Raw genomic sequence first — 19,889 nt, 5'->3', positions numbered from 1 at the left:
CGATGAACGACGACATGACGCGGGAGCGCGACCGGCCCGGCGGCCGGGTGACCATGCAGCAGGTGGCCGCCGAGGCGGGCGTGTCCATCTCGACCGTCTCGAAGGTGATCAACGGCCGGTACGGCGTGTCGAGCGAGACCTTCGACCACGTCAGCGCGGTGATCAACCGGCTGGGCTACGAGGCGAGCCTGGTCGCGCGGAGCCTGCGCAACACCCGCACCAACGTGATCGGCGTGCTGGTCGCCGACTTCGAGCCGTTCAGCACCGAGGTGCTCAAGGGCGCGGCGGACGCGATCCGCGACACCGGCTACGAGCTGGTCGCCTACTCCGCCGGCGGTCGGGTCGACGAGCACGTCGGCTGGGAGCGGCGCTACCTCTCCCGGGTGATGGGGACGCTCGTCGACGGCGCCGTGCTGGTCACCCCGACGGTCACCGACGTGCAGTACGACGGACCGGTCGTCGCCGTCGACCCGCACACCGGCCGGTCGAGCCTGCCGACGGTCGCCGCCGACAGCCTGCAGGGCGCCCGGATCGGTGTCGACCACCTGCTGGAGCTCGGCCACCGGCGCATCGCCATGGTCACCGGACGTCCGGACCTGGTCTCCGCGCAGCTGCGCGAGCGCGGCTACCGGGAGGCGCACGGCGCGGCCGGCGTACCCGTCGACGACTCGCTGCTGGTGCTGGGCGCATTCGACGCCGACCAGGCGCGCGGCGCCGCCCGGACGCTGCTGCGCCGGCCGGACCCGCCGACCGCGATCTTCGCCGCCAACGACGTCTCGGCGCTCGCCGCGCTCGAGGTCGCGACCGAGCTCGGCATCGACGTGCCCGGCCGGCTCTCGATCGTCGGCTTCGACAACATCCCCGAGTCCGCGCTCGCGCACCCGCCGCTGACGACGGTCCAGCAGCCGATGCGCGAGCTCGGGCACCAGGCGATCGCGATGCTCGTCGGCCTGATCGCCGGACACCACCTGGAGGAGACCCACGTGACCCTGGAGACGACGCTGGTGCGTCGACGTACGACCGCGGCGCCGGGAGCGGCCTCGTGACCGAGCCCTGGCGCGACGTCACGGTGCCGGTCGAGGAGCGCGTGGCCGACCTCGTGGCCCGGATGGACGTCGCGGAGAAGATCGCCCAGCTGTCGTCGGTGTGGGGCGTCGACCCCGACGTGGGCGAGATGGCGCCGATGCTGCGCGACGGCCTGGGGCCGATGCCGGCGTGGTCCGACCTGATCGCGGGTGGGCTCGGCCAGCTGACCCGCCCGTTCGGGACCGACCCCGTGGGAGCCGCCGACGGGATGCGCGCGCTGGCTCGGCGGCAGCGCGACGTGGTGGCCGCCAACCGCTTCGGCATCCCCGCCCAGGTGCACGAGGAGTCGTTGACCGGGCTGAACGCCTGGCGCGCCACGATCTATCCCTCGCCGCTGTGCTGGGCGGCGTCGTTCGACCCGGCGCTCGTGGAGCGGATGGGCGCGCAGATCGCCACGACGATGCGCAGCCTGGGCATCCACCAGGGTCTCGCCCCGGTGCTCGACGTCGTGCGCGACCACCGCTGGGGCCGGGTCGAGGAGTCGCTCGGCGAGGACCCCTTCCTCGCCGGCCTGGTGGGCGCGGCGTACGTGCGCGGGCTCGAGGGCGGCGGCGTCGTCGCCACGCTCAAGCACTTCGTCGGCTACTCGGCGTCGCGGGCCGCGCGCAACCACGCACCGGTGTCGATGGGTCCTCGCGAGCTCGCCGACGTGATGCTGCCGCCGTTCGAGATGGCGCTGCGCGCCGGCGCGCGGTCGGTGATGAACTCCTACACCGACACCGACGGCGTGCCCGCCGCCGCCGACCCGGCGCTGCTGACCACCCTGCTGCGCGACGAGCTCGGCTTCTCGGGGACGGTCGTGTCCGACTACTTCTCGATCGCGTTCCTGCGCACGCTGCACCGCGTCGCCGACACCGACGGCGAGGCGGCGCGGCTGGCGCTCGAGGCGGGCATCGACGTCGAGCTCCCGTCGGTCAACGTGTACGGCGGGCCGCTGGTCGATGCCGTCGCCGCCGGCGCGGTCGACGAGAAGACCGTCGACCGGGCGGTGTTCCGGGTGCTGGTGCAGAAGTGCCAGCTCGGCCTGCTCGACCCCGGCTGGGCGCCCGCGGAGCCGGCCGAGGTCGACCTCGACCCCCCGGAGGCGCGCGCGCTCGCCCGCGACCTGGCGCGGCGGTCGGTCGTGCTCATGGCCAACGACGGGACGCTGCCGCTCGCGGCCGGCAGCCGGATCGCGGTCGTCGGGCCGCGCGCCGACACCGACGAGGCGATGCTCGGCTGCTACTCCTTCCCGATGCACGTGCTCGCGCACTACGACGACGTCGAGACCGGGCTGACCATCCCGACGGTGCGCGAGGCCCTGGCCGACGCCTTCGAGGTGTCCTACGCGCTCGGCTGCCCCGTGCTCGGCGGCACCGACGCCGACATCGCCGCCGCCGTCGCGGCGGCGACCGACGCCGACGTCTGCGTGGCGGTGCTCGGCGACCAGGCGGGACTCTTCGGCAACGGCACCTCGGGCGAGGGCTGCGACGTGGCGACCCTCGACCTGCCGGGTCGGCAGGAGGAGCTGCTCGAGGCGCTGCTCGCCACGGGCACCCCGGTCGTCGCCGTCCTGCTGGTCGGTCGCCCCTACGACCTGAGCCGGCAGGTGTCACGCCTGGCCGGCGTCGTCTGCGGGTTCTTCCCGGGCGAGGAGGGCGCGCAGGCGATCGCCGACGTGCTCGCGGGCCGGGTCAACCCGTCGGGTCGGCTCCCCGTGAGCTTCCCCGGCTCCGGCTCGACCCAGCCGTCGACGTACCTCGCTCCTGTGCTCGGACAGCACAGCGAGGTGAGCGTGGTCGATCCGACCCCGCTCTTCCCCTTCGGGCACGGGCTCTCGTACGCCGCCGCGACGTGGGGCGAGGTCTCGGCGCCGGCGGACCCGTCGTGGGACACCGAGGGCACCTGCGAGGTCTCGGTCGTGCTCGCGAACGAGGCCGACCGCGAGGTGTCGGAGGTGGTGCAGGTCTACCTCCACGACCGTTCGTCGTCGGTGGTGCGCCCGGTCCAGCAGCTGGTGGGCGCGGCGCGCGTCGACCTGGCTCCGGGCGAGCGCGCACGGGTGCGCTTCGGCCTGCACGCGGATCTGACGTCCTTCACCGGGCGCGACCTGGTGCGGATCGTCGAGCCGGGCCAGGTCGAGCTGCGGGTCGGCGCGTCGAGCGCCGACCTGCGCGCGGTGCTGCCGCTCGAGCTGGCCGGGTCGACCCGGCAGGTCGGCGCCGACCGGGTGCTCGAGCCGTCGATCGTGGTCGAGCCGGCCTGACCTGCGCCGCTTGTCGTGGCGCTGCCGGGTGGCGGTGGGTCCGGCTCGGTTTCGGGGTAGTGAAACCGAGCCGGACCCACCGCCCCATGCGCTCACGACGCCCGGCGCCGTCACCGGCCCTGGAACTGCGGCGCGCGCTTCTCGGCGAAGGCCCGAGGGCCCTCCTTGGCGTCCTCGGAGGCGAAGACGGCCATGCCGACCTCGGCGTCGTCGGCCCAGCAGTCCTCCTCGTGTCGGCCCTCGGAGTCGCGGACGGTCTTGAGGATGGCCTGCACGGCGAGGGGACCGTTGGCGCAGATCAGGTCGGCGACCTCGTGCGCCTTCGCGAGCGCCTCGCCGTCGGGGACGACGTACCCGATCAGGCCGAGCGCCTTCGCCTCCGGAGCCTTGACGTGGCGGCCGGTCAGCAGCAGGTCCATGGCGACGGTGTAGGGGATCTGGCGGGGGAGGCGGACGGCGGAGCCGCCCATCGGGTAGAGGCTCCACTTGGCCTCGGAGACGCCGAAGCGAGCCGACTCGCCGGCGATCCGGATGTCGGTGCCCTGGAGGATCTCGGTGCCGCCGGCGATCGCGGGGCCCTCGACGGCGGCGATGAGCGGCTTGGTGAGCCGGAAGCCCTTGAGCAGGCCCCTGATCACCGACGGGTCGAAGCCGGACTTGAAGCTCTCGTCCGGCGAGCGCTTCGTCGCGGCCTTGAGGTCCATGCCCGCGCAGAAGTAGCCCCCGGCCCCGGTGAGGATGCAGACCCGGATCGAGTCGTCGCTGTTGACCCGGTCCCAGGCCTCCTCCATGATCGCCATCATCTCGCCGGAGAGGGCGTTGCGCGCCTCGGGACGGTTCATCGTGACGATGAGCTTGTGCCCGTCCTGCTCGACGAGGCAGTGCGGCTCTGCGGGCGGCTGCGACGGGACGTCTGCGCTGGTCATGGCGCGAGCCTAGCCAAGAACAAGAACGTGTTCTAGTCTCGCGTCGTGGCTCTCAACATCGCTGATCTCTTCGAACACGCCGTCGACGCCGCCCCCGACAACCTGGCGCTCAAGGTCGGGGACCGGACCGTGACCTACGCCGAGCTCGAGGCCGAGTCGAACCGGCTCGCGCACTACCTCCAGGCGCAGGGAGTCGGCGCCGGCGACCACGTCGCGATCTACGCCAAGAACAGCATCGAGCACGTCGTCGCGATGCTCGCAGTGGTGAAGATCCGCGCCGTGATGATCAACGTCAACTACCGCTACGTCGAGGGCGAGCTCAACTACCTCTTCGACAACGCCGACGTGGTCGCGGTGATCCACGAGCGCTCCTATGCCCCGCTCGTCGCGGCCATCTGGGACAAGCACGAGAAGCTGAAGACCGCGGTCGTCGTCGACGACGCGCTCGACCCGGCGGACCGGTCGGACTTCTCGTCGTACGGCGGCGTGCACTACGCCGACGCGGTCGCCGGCCAGAGCGCGGAGCGCGACTTCGCCGAGCGGAGCCCCGACGACATCCACATCATCTACACCGGCGGCACCACCGGGTTCCCCAAGGGCGTCATGTGGCGCCAGGAGGACTGGTGGCGGGTGCTCGGCGGCGGCATCGACTTCTACACCGGGGAGCCGCAGGACGAGTACGCCCAGTCCCGCCAGGCGACCGACCCCCGGATGGTGACGTTCCCGCTGAGCCCGCTAATGCACGGCGGCGCCCAGTCGGGCCTGCTCATGCACCTCTTCGCCGGCCACCTCACGGTGCTCGAGCCGAAGTTCGACCCGGTGCGCACCTGGGAGCTGATCGAGAAGGAGAAGGTCCAGCTCATCTTCATGACGGGCGACGCCATGGCCCGTCCGCTGATCGAGGCCTTCGAGGCGAAGGCCGCCAGGGGTACGCCGTACGACTGCTCCAACCTGGTCGCCATCTCGAGCAGCGCGGCGATCTTCAGCCCGCCGGTGAAGACGCGCTGGATGGCGGCGTTCCCGAACTCGATCTTCACCGACTCCGTCGGCGCGACCGAGACCGGCTTCTCCGGCATGGGCATGGGCGACCCCAACAACATCTCCACCGACGGCCCCGTCGTCGGCATCGGCCCGGCGACCGTCGTCATCGACGAGGACGACAGGATCCTCGACCCGGCCACCGACATCGGCAAGGTCGGCCGGATCGGCCGCGGCGGCTCGGTGCCGGTCGGCTACTACAAGGACCCGGCCAAGTCGGCGGCGACCTTCCTGGAGATCGAAGGCGAGCGCTACTCGGTGCCCGGCGACTTCGCGCGCATCGAGGAGGGCAACCGGCTGACCCTGCTCGGCCGCGGCTCCAACTGCGTCAACACCGGCGGCGAGAAGGTCTACCCCGAAGAGGTCGAGATGGCGATCAAGGGGCACCCGTCGGTGTACGACGTGCTCGTGGTCGGCGTCCCGGACGAGAAGTTCGGCCAGGCGGTCGCCGCGGTCGTCGAGCTCCGCGATGGGGCGACGCTCGAGCTGGAGGGCCTGCGCACCTACTTGCGCGAGTTCCTCTCCGGCTACAAGCTGCCGCGCTCGTTGACGATCGTCGACCGAGTGCCGCGCAACGCCGCCGGCAAGGCGCAGTACCCCGCCGCGAAGGAGCTCGCGATCGCGAGCTTCGCCGCCAAGGCCGCAACCGTCGACCCCACGTCCGTCTGACTTCTTCCGGGAGAGCCATGCGTACCCCCCTGTGTGACCAGTTCGGGATCGACTATCCGATCTTCGCCTTCACGCCGTCCGAGCACGTCGCGGCCGCGGTGTCGCGCGCCGGTGGGCTCGGCGTCCTCGGCTGTGTGCGCTTCAACGACACCGAGGAGCTCGAGCGCACGCTGAGCTGGCTCGACGACAACACCGACGGCAAGCCGTACGGCGTCGACATCGTGATGCCGATGAAGATCCCGACCGAGGGCAAGTCGGTCGACCTGAGGGCGATGATCCCGCAGGACCACCTCGACTTCGTCGACCGGACGCTGCAGAAGCTCGGCGTACCCCCGCTCCCGGAGGGCGAGGGCCGGGAGGGAGTGCTCGGCTGGCTGCACTCGGTGGCCCGCTCGCACCTCGACGTGGCGCTGCAGCACCGGCCGGTGCTGATCGCGAACGCGCTCGGCTCCCCGCCGGTCGACGTCATCGAGAAGTGCCACGAGCACGGCATCCAGGTCGCCGCGCTGGCCGGTGCCGCGAAGCACGCGCTCTCGCACGTGCGCAACGGCGTCGACATCATCGTCGCCCAGGGCTACGAGGCCGGCGGCCACACGGGCGAGATCGCCAGCATGGTGCTGCAGCCCGACATCGTCGACGCGGTCGGCCCCGACGTGCCGGTGCTCGGCGCGGGCGGCATCGGCTCCGGCCGGCAGATCGCCGCGTCGCTCGCTCTCGGCGCGCAGGGCGTGTGGACCGGGTCGATCTGGCTCGGCACCGCGGAGTACGAGAACCTCCAGTCCAACGCCGGCTGGACCGAGGCGTTCACGCGCGCGACCTCGTCGGACACCGTGCGCACCCGGATCTACACCGGCAAGCCGGCCCGGCTGCTCAAGACGAAGTGGACCGAGGCGTGGGCCGAGGAGGGCGCTCCCGAGCCGCTGCCGATGCCGCTGCAGAACCTCCTCGTCTCCGACGCCCACAACCGGATCAACGCCTCGGGCGACCCCGACGTGATCTCGATGCCGATCGGGCAGATCGTCGGCCGGATGCACGAGGTGCGCCCGGTCGCCGACGTGATGGCCGACCTGGTCGCGGAGTTCGAGGAGGCCGTCGCGCGGCTGGAGTCGATCCGGAAGTAGGTGCCCAGCGCGTCAGCGCCGCCGGGTGTAACGGGGTGTCGTGGCATCTGCTGACCCGTCACAACGGGGTGAAAGACGCACCAACACCCCGTTACAGCTGTCGGCCGACGTCAGCGCAGGTCCGGGTGCGCGCGGCCGGCGACGAGCGGCAGGTCGAGGTAGGTCCTGATGCCCGGCGCGGCGGCGACGACGTAGGGGATCGAGTTGACGCAGTGCAGGGCGGTGGCCACGACGCCCGGGTTGCGGGCCAGCCCCGCCTCGACCGTGTCGGGCTGCCAGCCCTTGATGGTGACGTACGCCGGCGGATCGCCCTGCACCTCGACCTCGAACCTCTCGCCCTCGGCGCCGAAGGTCCACGCGGGGGAGAGGTGCTCCTCGCCCATCAGCCAGTTGACCGCGATGCGGACGACGCAGGCGTCCCCGACGTACGCCTCCCAGACGAACCGCTGTCCGGCGACCAGCCCGGGCTCGATCACCCCGATGGGGGTGGAGATCGGCGCGGTCGCGACCGCCACCTCCTGAGAGGTGCGGATGTCGGCGTCGGGCGAGAAGCCGAGGACGTCGAGGCACATGCGCACCGACTGGATGAAGCCGCCCGACAGCAGGCCGAGCATGGGGCCGCCCATCGCCTCGTCGGGCCGCCCGCCGAACATCATGATGTGGCGCACGACGTCGGGGGCGTCGTAGGTGCGGATGTCGCTGAACTCCTCGCCGCGCACGAACGTCACCGCCGACGACAGCGCCGAGAACATCAGCGGGTGCAGCTCGGTGATGCCGCCGGGGTTGATGCCGGTGCCGTGCAGGGTGGTCCCGCCCTCGGCGCAGGCGGCGGCGAGCGGCGCGCCGTCCTTCTCGGTCGGGTAGAACCAGCCGACGGGGGTGACGACGTTCTTGCCGGACCGCAGGAGCGCGGCGACCTGGCCACGGTCGGGGATCAGCGGCGCGTAGACGACCGCGTCGGCGTCCAGCGCGAGCACGTCGTCGATGCTCGACGTCGCCCGCACGCCGAGCGGGTCGATGCCGAGGATGTCGCCGACGTCCACGCCGTCCTTGGAGTCGGAGTGGACCCAGCACCCGACGAGCTCGAGCTCGGGGTGGAGCAGGATGCCCTCGATCGCGGCCTTGCCCACGCTGCCGGTGGCCCACTGGATGACGCGCACCGCGCCACCCTCCCAAATAGAACGTGTTCTCGTCTATGGGCGCGCGGGGGCCCCACCGCGACCTCAGAGCGACGTCATCACGCCGACCGACTCGGGCGAGAAGTGCGGGAAGACCTGCGCCGTGGAGGCACCGAAGCGCGTCGACACGATCTCGGCGAGCACGCTGCGGTAGTCGGTCGTGACGAGGAGGTCGGCGTCCGAGCCGGTGCCGAGGCCGTGCCACCGGCCGTAGTAGCGGCCGCCCTTCACCCCGGCGCCGGCGACGAACATGACGTTGCCGTAGCCGTGGTCGGTGCCCTGGCTGGCGTTCTCGACGACGCGGCGCCCGAACTCGCTGATCGTCACCAGCGTCACCTTCGACGCCTGGTCGCCGAGGTCGCCGAAGAACGCCGCGATCGCGCCGGCCAGCTCCTGGGCGTTCCGGGCCATCCAGCCGCCGTCGGCCGAGCCCATCCCCGAGTGCATGTCCCAGTCGCCGTGATCGACGGTGACCACCTCGATGCCGACGTTGCCCCGGATCGCTCGGGCCACCTCGGCCATCGCGCGACCCAGGTCGGTCGCGGGGTAGCTCGCGCTGTTGTCGAAGGCGGCCTTCGCCGGGCCGAACGAGTCCACCGCGGCGTACGTCGAGCGCATCGCGCGCCCCAGCGCCGAGCGGTCGTGGCCCCACAGGGTGCGCAGCGACGCCCGGCGACGCCCCCGGTCGTCGTCGCCCTCGCCGGGCAGCTCCACGTCGTCGACCTCGCCGGCCGACATCGTCGGCGCAGGCCCGAACAGCGACGTCGGCGACACCCCGCCCGACATGTTGAAGCCGTTGAGCGGCGAGCTGCCCGGGGTCGCACCGATCAGGCGGTTGAGCCACCCGCTGCGCACCGACGACCCGGGGTCGGCGTCCTCGACCTCCTCCATGGCGGCGAAGTGCGAGCGGTTGGGCGCCGGCAGCCCGGTCGCGTGGACGGCGGCGAGGCGGCCCTCGCTCCACAGCGGCACGAGCGGCGCCAGCTCGGGGTGCAGGCCGAACATGCCGTCGGGCACGAGCAGCCGGTCGCTGGGGACGCCGATGGCGGGCCGGGCCGCGTGGTAGGCCGGGTCTGCGTGCGGCACCACGAGCGACAGCCCGTCGGCGGCGCCGCGGAGCGAGAGCACCACCAGGACTGCGGTGGCCGGCGTGGCCGACGACGCCGAGGTCGTGACGGCGGCCGAGCCCACCAGCGTGGTGGCGCCGGCCAGGGCGACCGCGCCGGAGAAGAGCCCGCGCCGGGACACGGCGGCGAACTCGGCGCAGCAGGGCAGCTGGGGAGAGGTCATGGTCATCACCGGGTCAGGTGGGCGGGGGAGTCGAGGAGGGTGGCGAGCAGGCGGTACATGCCCCACCGCACCAGGTCGTGATCGGCGGTGATGCGCTCGCGCGGCTTGCAGCCGGTCGCCTGGCAGCAGGCCTTCAGCAGCCGCGGCGTCGCGCGCCGGTGCAGGATGCGGCGCGACAGGTCGTCGACGAGGTCCTCGAAACGCACCCGACGTCGCGGGAGCCAGGCCTCCGGCCGTCGGTAGTGCGCACCGGCGGTCGGCCACCACCCGGCGGCCAGGCTCTGGTGCACCTCCATCGACGCGATCAGCCGCGCCGGCGAGGCCCACGAGGCGTTGTCGATCGGCTGCCCGTCGGGCCGCGGCCACGAGAAGGGCATCGTGCCCATGCCCGAGACCTGCCAGAGCAGCTGGTTGGCGGCGAACCTCTCGCCGGCCTCGCCCGTCGGCGGCCGGCGGACCGTGATGCCGAGGGCGCGGTACGTCGCGACGAGGTCCTCGCCGGGGTCGCGGACCTTGGCGCCGACCGACTGCCGGAACGCCCGCGAGTCCACGAGCGCGCGCAGCACCGGCCTGATCGCGGTGTCGTGGCGCAGGTAGACCCGGGCGAGCTCGGCGACCAGGGCGGCGGGCGGGTCGTCGCGGACGAACTTGGTCGCCAGGCGCCGCGCCACGGTGCGGGCCGTGGCCGGGTGGTGCGCGAGGTAGTGGAGGTACTCGCGGGTGACCTCGCGTCCGTCGGCCTTCTTGTTCCGGTGCCGGAAGCCCATGACCTTCACGCGACCCCGGGCGTGGGCCTCCTCGTCGTACCTGCGGCGGAACGTCTCCCACATGTCGACCGTCCAGCCCGTGAGGATCCGCGCGGAGTGCTTCACGTCGCGCTCGTCGAAGGCGCCCCGGCCGACCGTGTGGAGCTCGAGCAGCTCGCGGCCGAGGTTCTCGTTGGGGAACTCCTTGGTGGAGCTGACGTTGTCGAGGCTGATCAGCAGCGCCGGGTGGGTGACGACCTCGCGGAGCAGCTCGTCGAAGCGGCCGAGCGCGTGCCGACGGATGACGTCGCCGTAGTCGGCGCGCCAGGTGAACTGGGCGTCACCGTTGACCGGCACGTTGAAGTGGTGCTCCCAGAGCTCGGTCATGACCTCGTGGAGCTGGCGGCGCGAGTGCATCCGGCGCAGCAGCACCCACCGCTGGTAGTCGGCCATCACCTCCCAGCCGCCCTCGATCTCCTTGTCCTGACGCTTCCAGAGCTCGGTCGGGCCGCGGTCGAGGCTCGGCCACCAGCCGCGGACGCGGTCGGCGGCGCCGTCGCGGATGCTCCCCGGCTCCAGCTGGCGCTCGAACCACTCGCGCGCACCGCCGGCCCGGCGGACGTCGCGCGCGAGCGCCGGCGTGACGCCGTACGAGAAGCGACCGACGAGGTGGCGTGCCGCGGGGGACAGCAGGTCCGGCATGGGCTGACTCCGAGGGCGTGACGGGGACACGGGACCTGATCCCGAGAAGGTGCGCGGACCGTGGTCGCGTCTACCGTAGGCGGTCGGCCGCGGTCGCGCTGCATCCGCGGCGAATCTTTTCGGTCACCGATCCGCCGGTAACATTCGTCGGGACCTGTCCACCTCCCGTGAGGAACCCACACACCCCGCCATGGACGGCTCTCAAAGTCCCCGGCTCTCCCCGGTCGCGCATTCTGACCCGGGAGAGCACCGATGAACACGTGGCTCCTGATCGCCACCGCCCTGTTGATGGTCGCGGCATGCGGCGTCTTCGTCGCGGCCGAGTTCGCCTTCGTCACCGTCGACCGGGGCCAGGTCGACCGGGCCGTCGCGGCCGGTGACGGTCGCGCCCGCCGCCTGCAGGGCGCGTTGCGCTCGCTGTCGACGCAGCTCTCCGGTGCCCAGGTCGGCATCACGATCACCAACCTGGCCATCGGCTACCTGGCCGAGCCCGCCATCGCGCGGCTCATCGACCAGCCGCTCGCCGACCTCGGGACGCCCGAGGGCGCCGTCACGCCGGTCGCGATCGGCATCGCGCTGGCGCTGAGCACGGTGCTCACGATGCTCTTCGGCGAGCTGGTGCCCAAGAACCTCGCGCTCGCGAGGCCGATGGCGGTCGCGCTCGCGACCGAGCGATTCCAGAGCGCCTTCACCACGATCGCCCGCGGGCCGATCCGGGTGCTCAACGGGTCGGCCAACGCGATCGTGCGCCGGCTCGGCATCGAGCCCCAGGAGGAGCTGCGCTCCGCCCGCAGCTCCACCGAGCTCGCCTCGCTCATCCAGCGCTCGGCCGACCTCGGCACGCTCGACGTCGAGACCGCCGAGCTGATGGAGCGGTCGGTGGAGTTCGGCGCCCGCACCGCGGCCGAGATCATGACCCCCCGGGTCCGCACCACGACGCTGGGCAGCAACGACCGCGCGACGGCGCTGATCGAGAGGGCCCGCGAGACCGGGCACTCCCGCTTCCCGGTGCTCGACGCCGACGAGACCGTGGTCGGCACCGTGCACGTCAAGCACGCCGTCGCCCTGCCGGTGGGGGAGCGCGCGACCACCAAGCTCAAGCACCTGACGGCCAAGCCGATCGTCGTGCCCGACTCGCTGCGCCTAGACCCGCTGCTCGCGCTGCTGCGCAAGGACGGCTTCCAGCTCGCGGTCGTGATGGACGAGTACGGCGGGTTCGCCGGGATCGTCACGCTCGAGGACGTCGTGGAGGAGATCGTCGGCGACATCTCCGACGAGCACGACCGGCTGAGCGCCAGGGCGAGGAGGCTGCGCGACGGCAGCTGGTCGCTGTCCGGGCTCCTGCGTCCCGACGAGGTCGAGGACGCGACCGGCGTCGAGCTGCCCGACCACGAGGACTACGACACGATCGCGGGTCTGGTGCTTCGCACGCTCGGCCGCGTGCCCGCGGTCGGCGACGTCGCCGAGATCGTCGTGCCCGACCGCAGCGAGTCGCCGGACGCCGACCACTACGAGACCCGGGAGCGGCTCGCCGTCCTCACCGTGGAGCGGATGGAGGGGCTGCGCATCGACCGGCTCTCGTTGCGGCTGCTCGGTCGACCGGCCGACGCACCCGCGCCTACCGGGGGTGACGAGGCGTGAACGCCCCGACAGCGGTCGCGCTCGCCGTCGTGCTCCTGGCGCTCAACGCGTTCTTCGTCGGGGCGGAGTTCGCCCTGGTCTCCGCCCGACGCAGCCAGATCGAGCCGCGGGCACAGGAGGGATCGCGGCTGGCCCGGACGACGCTGCGCGCGATGGAGCGCGTCTCGCTGATGATGGCCGGCGCGCAGCTCGGCATCACGATCTGCTCGCTCGGCCTCGGCGCCGTCGGCGAGCCGGCGGTGGCCCATCTGCTCGAGCCGCTGCTGGAGGCGGTGCACGTGCCGCACGGCCTGCTGCACCCGATCGCCTTCGTCGTCGCGCTCGCGATCGTGGTGTTCCTGCACGTGGTGCTCGGCGAGATGGTGCCGAAGAACATCGCGCTCGCCGGGCCCGACCGGGCGGCGCTCGTGCTCGGGCCGCCGATGTTCGCGATCGTGACCGTGCTCCGGCCGCTGATCGTCGCCCTGAACGCCATCGCCAACGGCACCCTCCGGCTGATGCGGATCGAGCCGAAGGACGAGGTGAGCTCGACGTACACGCGCGAGGAGGTCGCCGCACTCGTGGAGGAGTCCCACGGCGAGGGCCTCATCGAGAGCGACGAGTACGACCGTCTCTCCGGCGCGCTCGGCTTCACGGAGAAGACCGTGTCGGCCGTGCTGATGCCTGCCGACACCCTGACGACCGTGCGCCGCGGCTCGTCGGCGGCCGACGTGGAGGCGGTCTGCGCCGCGACGGGCTTCAGCCGGTTCCCGGTGGCCGCCGACGACGGCGAGCTCATCGGCTACCTGCACATCAAGGACGTGCTCGAGACCGATCCGGCGCGCCGTGAGCGCCGGGTCGAGGACAAGTGGATCCGGCCGTTCGCGCCGGTCACCGCCGCCGACGCCCTCCACGATGCGCTCGAGACCCTGCAGCGCCGCGGCGCCCACATGGCGCGCGTCGTCGACACCGACGGCACGACGCTGGGCCTCGCGACGCTCGAGGACGTCATCGAGGAGCTGGTCGGCGAGATCCGGGACGCCGCGCATCTCGACGAGCCAGCCTGACACCCCGGCCCGACACACCCCGGCCCGACATACCCCGGCCCGACATACCCCGGCCCGACACGCTGGCCCGACACCCCGGCCTGACAAGTCGGCCCGAACCCGGTCCGCACGGCGACTCGGGGCGCGCGGCGTACGGCGGCTAAGGTGTGCTCGGCAAGGACCCCGGCAGAATCGCAGGAACGGGACACGGTGGGAGACGACGCGACGCGGAACCGTGTCTGGACGCTGCCCAACCTGCTGAGCATGCTGCGGCTGGCGGGCGTCCCGCTGTTCCTCTGGCTGGTCCTCGGACCGGAGGCCGACCTGCTCGCCCTCGGCGTGCTGGCGCTGTCGGGCATCACCGACTTCCTCGACGGCTACCTCGCCCGACGGCTCCGCCAGACCTCCGCGCTCGGTCAGGTGCTCGACCCGGTGGCCGACCGGCTGTACATCCTCGCCGTGGTCGTCGGCCTCGCGCTGCGCGACATCGTCCCCTGGTGGGTGGCGCTCCTGCTGCCGCTGCGCGACCTGCTGCTGTGGGGCCTCGTGCCGCTGCTGCGCACCCGCGGCTACAGCGCGCTGCCGGTGCACTTCCTCGGCAAGGCCGCGACGTTCAACCTCCTCTACGCCTTCCCGCTGCTGCTGCTCGGCGACGGCGACGGCACGGTCGCGACGCTCGCCCAGGTCTTCGGCTGGGCGTTCGCGATCTGGGGCATCGGCCTCTACTGGTGGGCCGGCATCCTCTACGCCTGGCAGGTGCGCACGCTGCTGCGCACCACCGAGCGACGGCGGGCCGTGAGCGATGCCTGACGACCGCGCGCCCGCGTCGTCGGTCGACCGGGCCCGCACCCCGCTGCTGACGCTGATCACCCAGGAGTCCCTCGACGAGGACTACCGGCACGTCGCCGACCAGCGGGCGGCGGCGAGGGCGTCGGGAGCGGAGTCGGAGGAGTCCTCGGGCACCAGCCGTCGCTCGCACTGGATCGCCGCGGCGGTCGTGGCGGCGTTCGGCGTGCTGGTGACGGTCGCCGCGGTGCAGACCTCGGCGTCGTCCGGCATCAACGCCGCGAACCGCAACTCGCTGCTCGAGCAGATGTCGGCGAAGCGAGAGGACGCGGCCGGCCTGCAGCGACGGATCGTGCGCCTGCGGGAGCAGCTGGTCACCCTGCAGTCGGCGTACGAGCGAGCCTCCGACGACCAGCAGGCCGTCGACAACCGCGTGGAGCGACTGGCGGCGCTCACCGGGTTCGGCGCGGTCAGCGGCCCTGGGGTCGTCATCACCGTCGACGACGCTCCCGACGGGGAGGCCGTCCGGGCCGAGGACCTGGCGACGCTGGTCAACGGGCTCTGGGCGGCCGGCGCGGAGGCCATCTCCATCAACGGCAAGCGGCTCACGGCCCGCTCCGCCATCTTCAACACCGGTGCGGCCATCAACCTCAACGGGTCGCCGCCGCTGTCGCCGCCGTACGCCGTCTCCGCGATCGGCGACACCAGGACCCTCGAGGCCGACCTGCTCGACACGACGAGCGGTCTGAGGTTCAACAACCTCGTCGATGTGCTCGGCTTCCCCGTGAAACGACAGAATGTCGACGACCTCACGCTCCCCGCCGCCACGCTGCGTCGTCCGCGCCACGCGGTGGAGGGGACCGCGGAGCAGAACCGCATCAACCACGGGAAGGAGACCGCGCCATGATCGCCGCTCTCGGGCTCCTTGCTGGCGTCGTGCTCGGCATCCTCTTCCAGCCGGACGTGCCGAACTGGCTGGAGCCCTACCTCCCGATCGCCGTGGTCGCCGCGCTCGACGCCGTCTTCGGCGCGCTGCGCGCCTACCTCGACGGCATCTTCGACGACAAGGTCTTCGTCGTGTCGTTCGTCAGCAACGTGGTGATCGCCGCGGGCATCGTCTTCCTCGGCGACAAGCTCGGGGTCGGCGGCCAGCTCTCGACCGGCGTCATCGTCGTCCTCGGCATCCGCATCTTCTCCAACGTCGCCGCGATCCGGCGCCACCTCTTCCACGCCTGACGCCATGCCTGACCCCATGCCTGACCCCATGTCCGACGACGAGCGCCGATCCGCACCCGAGAAGGAGCCCGGGCGGGCGCAGACCGGCCGCGACCGGCTGCGCCGCGCGGTCCTGCGTCCCTCGCGCGGGCAGGTGGTCGTCGCTCTGCTGCTCGCGCTGGTCGGCTACGCCGCGGTGACGCAGGTGCGCTTCACCAACGTCGACAACACCTACGCCAGCCTCCGCGAGCAGGACCTGATCGACGTCCTCACCGGCCTCGCCGCGCAGACCCAGCGCGCGGAGGCCGAGATCGCACGGCTCGAACGGACCCGCGACGACCTGCAGTCCGACACCGGTCAGCGCGAGGCCGCGATCGCCGAGGCCGAGAACACGGCCGACACGCTCGCGATCATGGCGGGCCTGGTGCCGGTGACCGGCCCCGGCATCCGGGTCACGGTGACCGAGAACGAAGGCACCGTCGACGTCGACACCATGGTCGACCTCGTGCAGGAGCTGCGGACGGCGGACGCGGAGGCGATCCAGTTCAACGAGGAGGTGCGCGCGGTGGCGCAGACCTCGTTCGAGGACGCCGTGGGCGGCATCGAGATCGACGGCACGCTCGTCAGCTCGCCGTACGTCATCGACGTGATCGGCGAACCGGGCACCCTGCACGGTGCGATCGACTTCCCGAAGGGTCCGCGCGACCAGCTCGAGGACGAGGGCGCGACCGTCGAGGTGGAGGAGCTCGCCTCGCTCGACATCACCGCCGTCGTCGAGCCGCGCCGACCGGAGTACGCCGAACCCGACTCGTCGCAGTAACCTCGCGCTGACCCGTCGGCACCCATCCGGCCCGACCCGACGACCCCGACGACCCCCCCGAGGAGACGACGTGTACCCCGACGACCTGACGTACACCACCGAGCACGAGTGGGTGCGCGAGCCCGGCGAGCACGAGGGCGCCGTGCGGATCGGCATCACCCACTACGCGCAGGACGCCCTCGGCGACATCGTCTACGTCTCGCTCCCGGAGATCGGCGACACCGTCGAGGCCGGCTCGACCTGCGGGGAGCTGGAGTCGACCAAGTCCGTGAGCGACGTCTACGCGCCGCTCTCGGGTGAGGTCGTGGCCCGCAACGAGGCGCTCGACGCGACGCCGGAGCTGGTCAACAGCGACCCGTACGGCGGGGGCTGGCTCTTCGAGGTCGTGCCGTCCGACCGAGGGCAGCTCGACGGCCTGATGGACGCGACGGCGTACCAGGGCACCCTCGAGGGCTGAGCCTGCGCCCGACCAAAGGCCGCGAGTCCGCTTGATCGCCCCGACCTGGCTGATAGGTTCGGGGCAACCGTCAACCTCAGCCGTCCCTTGAGGGTTCGCCGCGAGGGCAAGCCGTGAGATCGAAGGACTGACCCGATGCCGTTCTGCACAGTGTGTGGCACGCAGAACCCGGACGACGCGCGCTTCTGCGCCCAGTGCGGCAACCGGCTCGCGACGCCCGCGCCGGGTCCGGGTGAGGCGCCGAGCGACTCGACGGCGACGATCCAGATCGGCGCGGCCGACAAGGTCGAGACCTCCGACCGGCAACTCAACCCGGTCGACGCGGCCGCGGTCGACGCGCTGCCGGCGGGCCACGCGCTGCTGGTGGTCCAGCGGGGCCCGGGCTCGGGGAGCCGCTTCCTGCTCGACCAGGACGTCGTGAGCGCCGGTCGTCACCCCGACAGCGAGATCTTCCTCGACGACGTGACGGTCTCGCGTCGGCACGCGGAGTTCCACCGCCAGGGCGAGTCGTTCACCGTGAGCGACGTCGGCAGCCTCAACGGCACCTACGTCAACCGCGACCGCATCGACCGGGTGCAGCTCAACGACGGCGACGAGGTCCAGATCGGCAAGTTCCGGCTGGTGTTCTTCTCGGGGCACCCGACGGCGTGAACATGACGGCTGGCTCCGCCTCGGGCGCGGCCCCCTCGCCTCGGGCCCGGATGAACATCGGGGAGGTGCTCGACCGGCTCCGTCCCGACTTCCCGGGCATCACCATCCCGAAGATCCGGTTCCTCGAGGACAAGGGACTGATCAAGCCCGAGCGCACCCCGGCGGGCTACCGGAAGTTCTCGGCCGAGGACGTCGAGCGGCTGCGCTACGTGCTGCGCATGCAGCGCGACCACTACCTGCCGCTGCGGGTGATCGGCGAGCACCTCGACGCGATCGACCGCGGGCTCGAGCCGCCGCCGATCGACCCCGTCGTACCCACCGTCCCGAAGGTGACGCTGTCCGCGGACGGGCTGCCGAGCCCGGAGTCGTTCCGCCGGCAGGACAACCTGCGGCTGTCGCGGCGCGAGCTGGTCAAGATCGCCGGCATCTCCGAGGAACTGCTCGGCGAGCTGGAGCAGTTCGGCGTCCTCGCGCCGTCGCGCACGGGCCACTACGACACCGACGCGCTGGTGATCGCCCAGACCGCGCGCGAGCTCGCCGACTTCGGGTTCGAGCCGCGTCACCTGCGCGCCTTCAAGACCGCGGCCGACCGCGAGGTCGGCCTCGTCGAGCAGATCGTGGCGCCGCACAAGCGGAGCCACGACGCGGCGGCGAAGGCTCGCGCCGAGGAGACGATCAGCGAGATCGCCGCCCTCTCGGTGCGGCTGCACGCGACCCTGGTCAAGGCCGGGCTCCGCGGCGCCTGACCCACTCACCACGGCGGAGTAGGGTGAACGCGTGCGCGAAGTCGATGTCTTGGGAGTCAGGGTCGAGATGCCCTCGAACCAGCCGATCGTGCTGCTGCGCGAGGTGGCGGGCGACCGCTACCTGCCCATCTGGATCGGCGCGGTCGAGGCGACCGCCATCGCGTTCGCCCAGCAGGGCGTGGTGCCGCCGCGTCCGCTGACGCACGACCTGATGAAGGACGTGCTCGAGGCGACCGGCAACGAGCTGACGGAGGTCCAGATCACCGAGGTGAAGGGCGGGGTGTTCTTCGCCAACCTGGTCTTCGGCTCCGGCACCGAGGTGAGCGCGCGCCCCTCGGACTCGATCGCGCTCGCCCTGCGCACGGGCACCCGGATCGTGTGCGCGGAGGACGTGCTCGACGAGGCCGGTCTCGCCGTACCTGCCGAGCAGGAGGACGAGGTCGAGAGGTTCCGCGAGTTCCTCGACCACGTCACCCCCGAGGACTTCGACGCGAAGTAGGCGCACCGATCGCACGCACGCTCGGCACGCCCAGACCCTCACCCTCAAGCAGAGGTTGAGGGTTGCGACACGCCGCCCATGTCTTTGACGGGCCGGTCGGCGCGGCCTACCTTGAACTGTCTCTGTTGTAACTCCATCGCTGTGACACCCGCACCGGGCGTTCGGCACCTTCCCCGAAGGAGTTACGGTCAACGGAGTAGCCCACGGAGGACCGTGTGAACGAGAACGAGCAGCAGCACGACGCCGAGGCGTCGCTGGCTGCCCAGGCGGCGGACGAGCAAGGACTGCTCTTCACCGACGACGTCTCCCCGCTGCCCAGTGACACCGGCTACCGCGGTCCGACCGCCTGCAACGCCGCCGGCATCACCTACCGGCAGCTCGACTACTGGGCCCGCACCGGCCTGATCGAGCCGACGGTGCGCGGCGCCAAGGGGTCGGGGTCGCAGCGGCTCTACTCGTTCCAGGACATCCTGCTGCTCAAGGTCGTCAAGCGGCTGCTCGACGCCGGCATCTCGTTGCAGCAGATCCGCAGCGCCGTGCAGCACCTGCGCGAGCGCGGCACCGACGACCTGACCCGCGTCACGCTGATGAGCGACGGCGTCTCGGTCTACGAGTGCACCAGCAACGACGAGATCATCGACCTGCTCCAAGGCGGCCAGGGCGTGTTCGGCATCGCCATCGGCGGCGTCTGGAACGAGATCGAGGGCACGCTCGCCGAGCTCCCGTCCGAGCGCACCGCCGACGCCGAGGCCGAGCCGGCCCCCGGCGACGAGCTCGCGGCTCGCCGGGCCGCCCGCAAGACCGGCTGACCCACCTCCGCACGTCACGCTGACCCGCCCGAAACTTTCGGGCGGGTCAGCGTCATTCGAGGGGTGATTGGTAAGTTGGGCACGCTGACACTCCTGCACGGGAGAGTCCCCGGGATGCTCTTCGGACCGGGGCGCCGAAGGGGCAATTCCTCCCCGGAACCTCTCAGGCCACCGGACCGTGCGGGTCAGGCACTCTGAAGCACCAGCGGCGGTGCGACAGAGGGGGAGGCACCCGAACG

At 72.0% G+C, this 19,889-nt stretch carries 19 protein-coding genes and 1 riboswitch; of the genes, 15 read left to right on the top strand and 4 right to left on the bottom strand.

Features of this window, described 5'->3' with window-relative positions:
• Window positions 1–2: 2 nt before the first annotated feature.
• Together PZ894_RS03240 and PZ894_RS03235 are read left to right on the top strand one after the other, a co-directional pair.
• Window positions 3–1,046 carry a LacI family DNA-binding transcriptional regulator gene (locus PZ894_RS03240; RefSeq protein ID WP_275742424.1) on the top strand — a complete coding sequence of 348 codons (1,044 nt, stop codon included), beginning with the start codon at window positions 3–5 and terminating at the stop codon, window positions 1,044–1,046.
• Window positions 1,043–3,331, top strand: a complete 2,289-nt coding sequence (locus tag PZ894_RS03235; protein WP_275742422.1) for a glycoside hydrolase family 3 N-terminal domain-containing protein — start codon at window positions 1,043–1,045, stop codon at window positions 3,329–3,331. The genes PZ894_RS03240 and PZ894_RS03235 overlap by 4 nt, the downstream gene beginning before the upstream one ends.
• Before the next feature lie 110 nt (window positions 3,332–3,441).
• Here PZ894_RS03235 and PZ894_RS03230 read toward each other — a convergent pair whose 3' ends face one another.
• Complete coding sequence (locus tag PZ894_RS03230; RefSeq protein WP_275742420.1) at window positions 3,442–4,257, bottom strand: crotonase/enoyl-CoA hydratase family protein; 816 nt, start codon at window positions 4,255–4,257, stop codon at window positions 3,442–3,444.
• 45 nt (window positions 4,258–4,302) lie between these two features.
• On the opposite strand from PZ894_RS03230, the gene PZ894_RS03225 reads away from it, so the two are divergent.
• Window positions 4,303–5,964: an acyl-CoA synthetase gene (locus PZ894_RS03225; protein ID WP_275742418.1), complete on the top strand. Its 1,662-nt coding sequence runs from the start codon at window positions 4,303–4,305 to the stop codon at window positions 5,962–5,964.
• 17 nt (window positions 5,965–5,981) lie between these two features.
• Window positions 5,982–7,085 (top strand): nitronate monooxygenase family protein, encoded by a 1,104-nt coding sequence (locus tag PZ894_RS03220; RefSeq protein ID WP_275742416.1) that lies wholly within the window; start codon window positions 5,982–5,984, stop codon window positions 7,083–7,085.
• Between the two features lie 110 nt (window positions 7,086–7,195).
• On the opposite strand, the gene PZ894_RS03215 is transcribed toward PZ894_RS03220, so the two are convergent.
• The 3 genes from PZ894_RS03215 to PZ894_RS03205 all read right to left on the bottom strand — a co-directional run bounded on the left by PZ894_RS03215 (window position 7,196) and on the right by PZ894_RS03205 (window position 11,001).
• A complete protein-coding gene (locus PZ894_RS03215) occupies window positions 7,196–8,245 on the bottom strand; it encodes a hypothetical protein (RefSeq protein WP_275742414.1) in 1,050 nt (349 codons plus the stop codon).
• A gap of 63 nt (window positions 8,246–8,308) precedes the next feature.
• Window positions 8,309–9,553 (bottom strand): DUF1501 domain-containing protein, encoded by a 1,245-nt coding sequence (locus tag PZ894_RS03210; protein WP_275742413.1) that lies wholly within the window; start codon window positions 9,551–9,553, stop codon window positions 8,309–8,311.
• Window positions 9,554–9,558: 5 nt separating this feature from the next.
• Complete coding sequence (locus tag PZ894_RS03205; RefSeq protein ID WP_275742411.1) at window positions 9,559–11,001, bottom strand: DUF1800 domain-containing protein; 1,443 nt, start codon at window positions 10,999–11,001, stop codon at window positions 9,559–9,561.
• Between the two features lie 252 nt (window positions 11,002–11,253).
• Between PZ894_RS03205 and PZ894_RS03200 the strand changes: the two genes are divergently transcribed.
• The 11 genes from PZ894_RS03200 (at window position 11,254) to PZ894_RS03150 (ending at window position 19,650) form a co-directional block, all read left to right on the top strand.
• Window positions 11,254–12,642, top strand: a complete 1,389-nt coding sequence (locus PZ894_RS03200) for a hemolysin family protein (RefSeq protein ID WP_275742409.1) — start codon at window positions 11,254–11,256, stop codon at window positions 12,640–12,642.
• On the top strand, window positions 12,639–13,688 hold the full coding sequence (locus PZ894_RS03195) for a hemolysin family protein (RefSeq protein WP_275742407.1): 1,050 nt from the start codon (window positions 12,639–12,641) through the stop codon (window positions 13,686–13,688). The genes PZ894_RS03200 and PZ894_RS03195 overlap by 4 nt, the downstream gene beginning before the upstream one ends.
• Window positions 13,689–13,877: 189 nt before the next feature.
• Window positions 13,878–14,477: a CDP-alcohol phosphatidyltransferase family protein gene (locus tag PZ894_RS03190; RefSeq protein WP_275742405.1), complete on the top strand. Its 600-nt coding sequence runs from the start codon at window positions 13,878–13,880 to the stop codon at window positions 14,475–14,477.
• Complete coding sequence (locus PZ894_RS03185) at window positions 14,470–15,360, top strand: DUF881 domain-containing protein (protein WP_275742403.1); 891 nt, start codon at window positions 14,470–14,472, stop codon at window positions 15,358–15,360. The genes PZ894_RS03190 and PZ894_RS03185 overlap by 8 nt, the downstream gene beginning before the upstream one ends.
• Window positions 15,357–15,689, top strand: coding sequence for a small basic family protein (locus tag PZ894_RS03180; RefSeq protein ID WP_275742401.1), 333 nt, complete (start codon window positions 15,357–15,359; stop codon window positions 15,687–15,689). Before PZ894_RS03185 ends, PZ894_RS03180 begins: the two co-directional genes overlap by 4 nt.
• 16 nt (window positions 15,690–15,705) lie before the next feature.
• Window positions 15,706–16,488, top strand: a complete 783-nt coding sequence (locus PZ894_RS03175; protein ID WP_275742399.1) for a DUF881 domain-containing protein — start codon at window positions 15,706–15,708, stop codon at window positions 16,486–16,488.
• A gap of 70 nt (window positions 16,489–16,558) precedes the next feature.
• Window positions 16,559–16,945 (top strand): glycine cleavage system protein GcvH, encoded by a 387-nt coding sequence (gene gcvH, locus PZ894_RS03170; RefSeq protein WP_275742397.1) that lies wholly within the window; start codon window positions 16,559–16,561, stop codon window positions 16,943–16,945.
• A 135-nt stretch (window positions 16,946–17,080) separates the two neighbouring features.
• On the top strand, window positions 17,081–17,596 hold the full coding sequence (locus PZ894_RS03165) for an FHA domain-containing protein (RefSeq protein WP_275742395.1): 516 nt from the start codon (window positions 17,081–17,083) through the stop codon (window positions 17,594–17,596).
• A 50-nt stretch (window positions 17,597–17,646) separates the two neighbouring features.
• Window positions 17,647–18,342: a MerR family transcriptional regulator gene (locus tag PZ894_RS03160; protein ID WP_275742393.1), complete on the top strand. Its 696-nt coding sequence runs from the start codon at window positions 17,647–17,649 to the stop codon at window positions 18,340–18,342.
• A 31-nt stretch (window positions 18,343–18,373) separates the two neighbouring features.
• Entirely contained in the window at window positions 18,374–18,841 is a 468-nt protein-coding gene (locus PZ894_RS03155) for a bifunctional nuclease family protein (RefSeq protein ID WP_275742391.1), read from the top strand.
• 254 nt (window positions 18,842–19,095) lie between these two features.
• Complete coding sequence (locus PZ894_RS03150) at window positions 19,096–19,650, top strand: MerR family transcriptional regulator (RefSeq protein ID WP_345799133.1); 555 nt, start codon at window positions 19,096–19,098, stop codon at window positions 19,648–19,650.
• Window positions 19,651–19,738: 88 nt separating this feature from the next.
• A riboswitch (glycine riboswitch) is annotated at window positions 19,739–19,839 on the top strand.
• Window positions 19,840–19,889: the final 50 nt, after the last annotated feature.

The organism is Nocardioides sp. YIM 152315, from assembly GCF_029210375.1.
Taxonomy (GTDB): domain Bacteria; phylum Actinomycetota; class Actinomycetes; order Propionibacteriales; family Nocardioidaceae; genus Nocardioides.
This window is presented reverse-complemented; position numbering and strand designations above follow the sequence as displayed.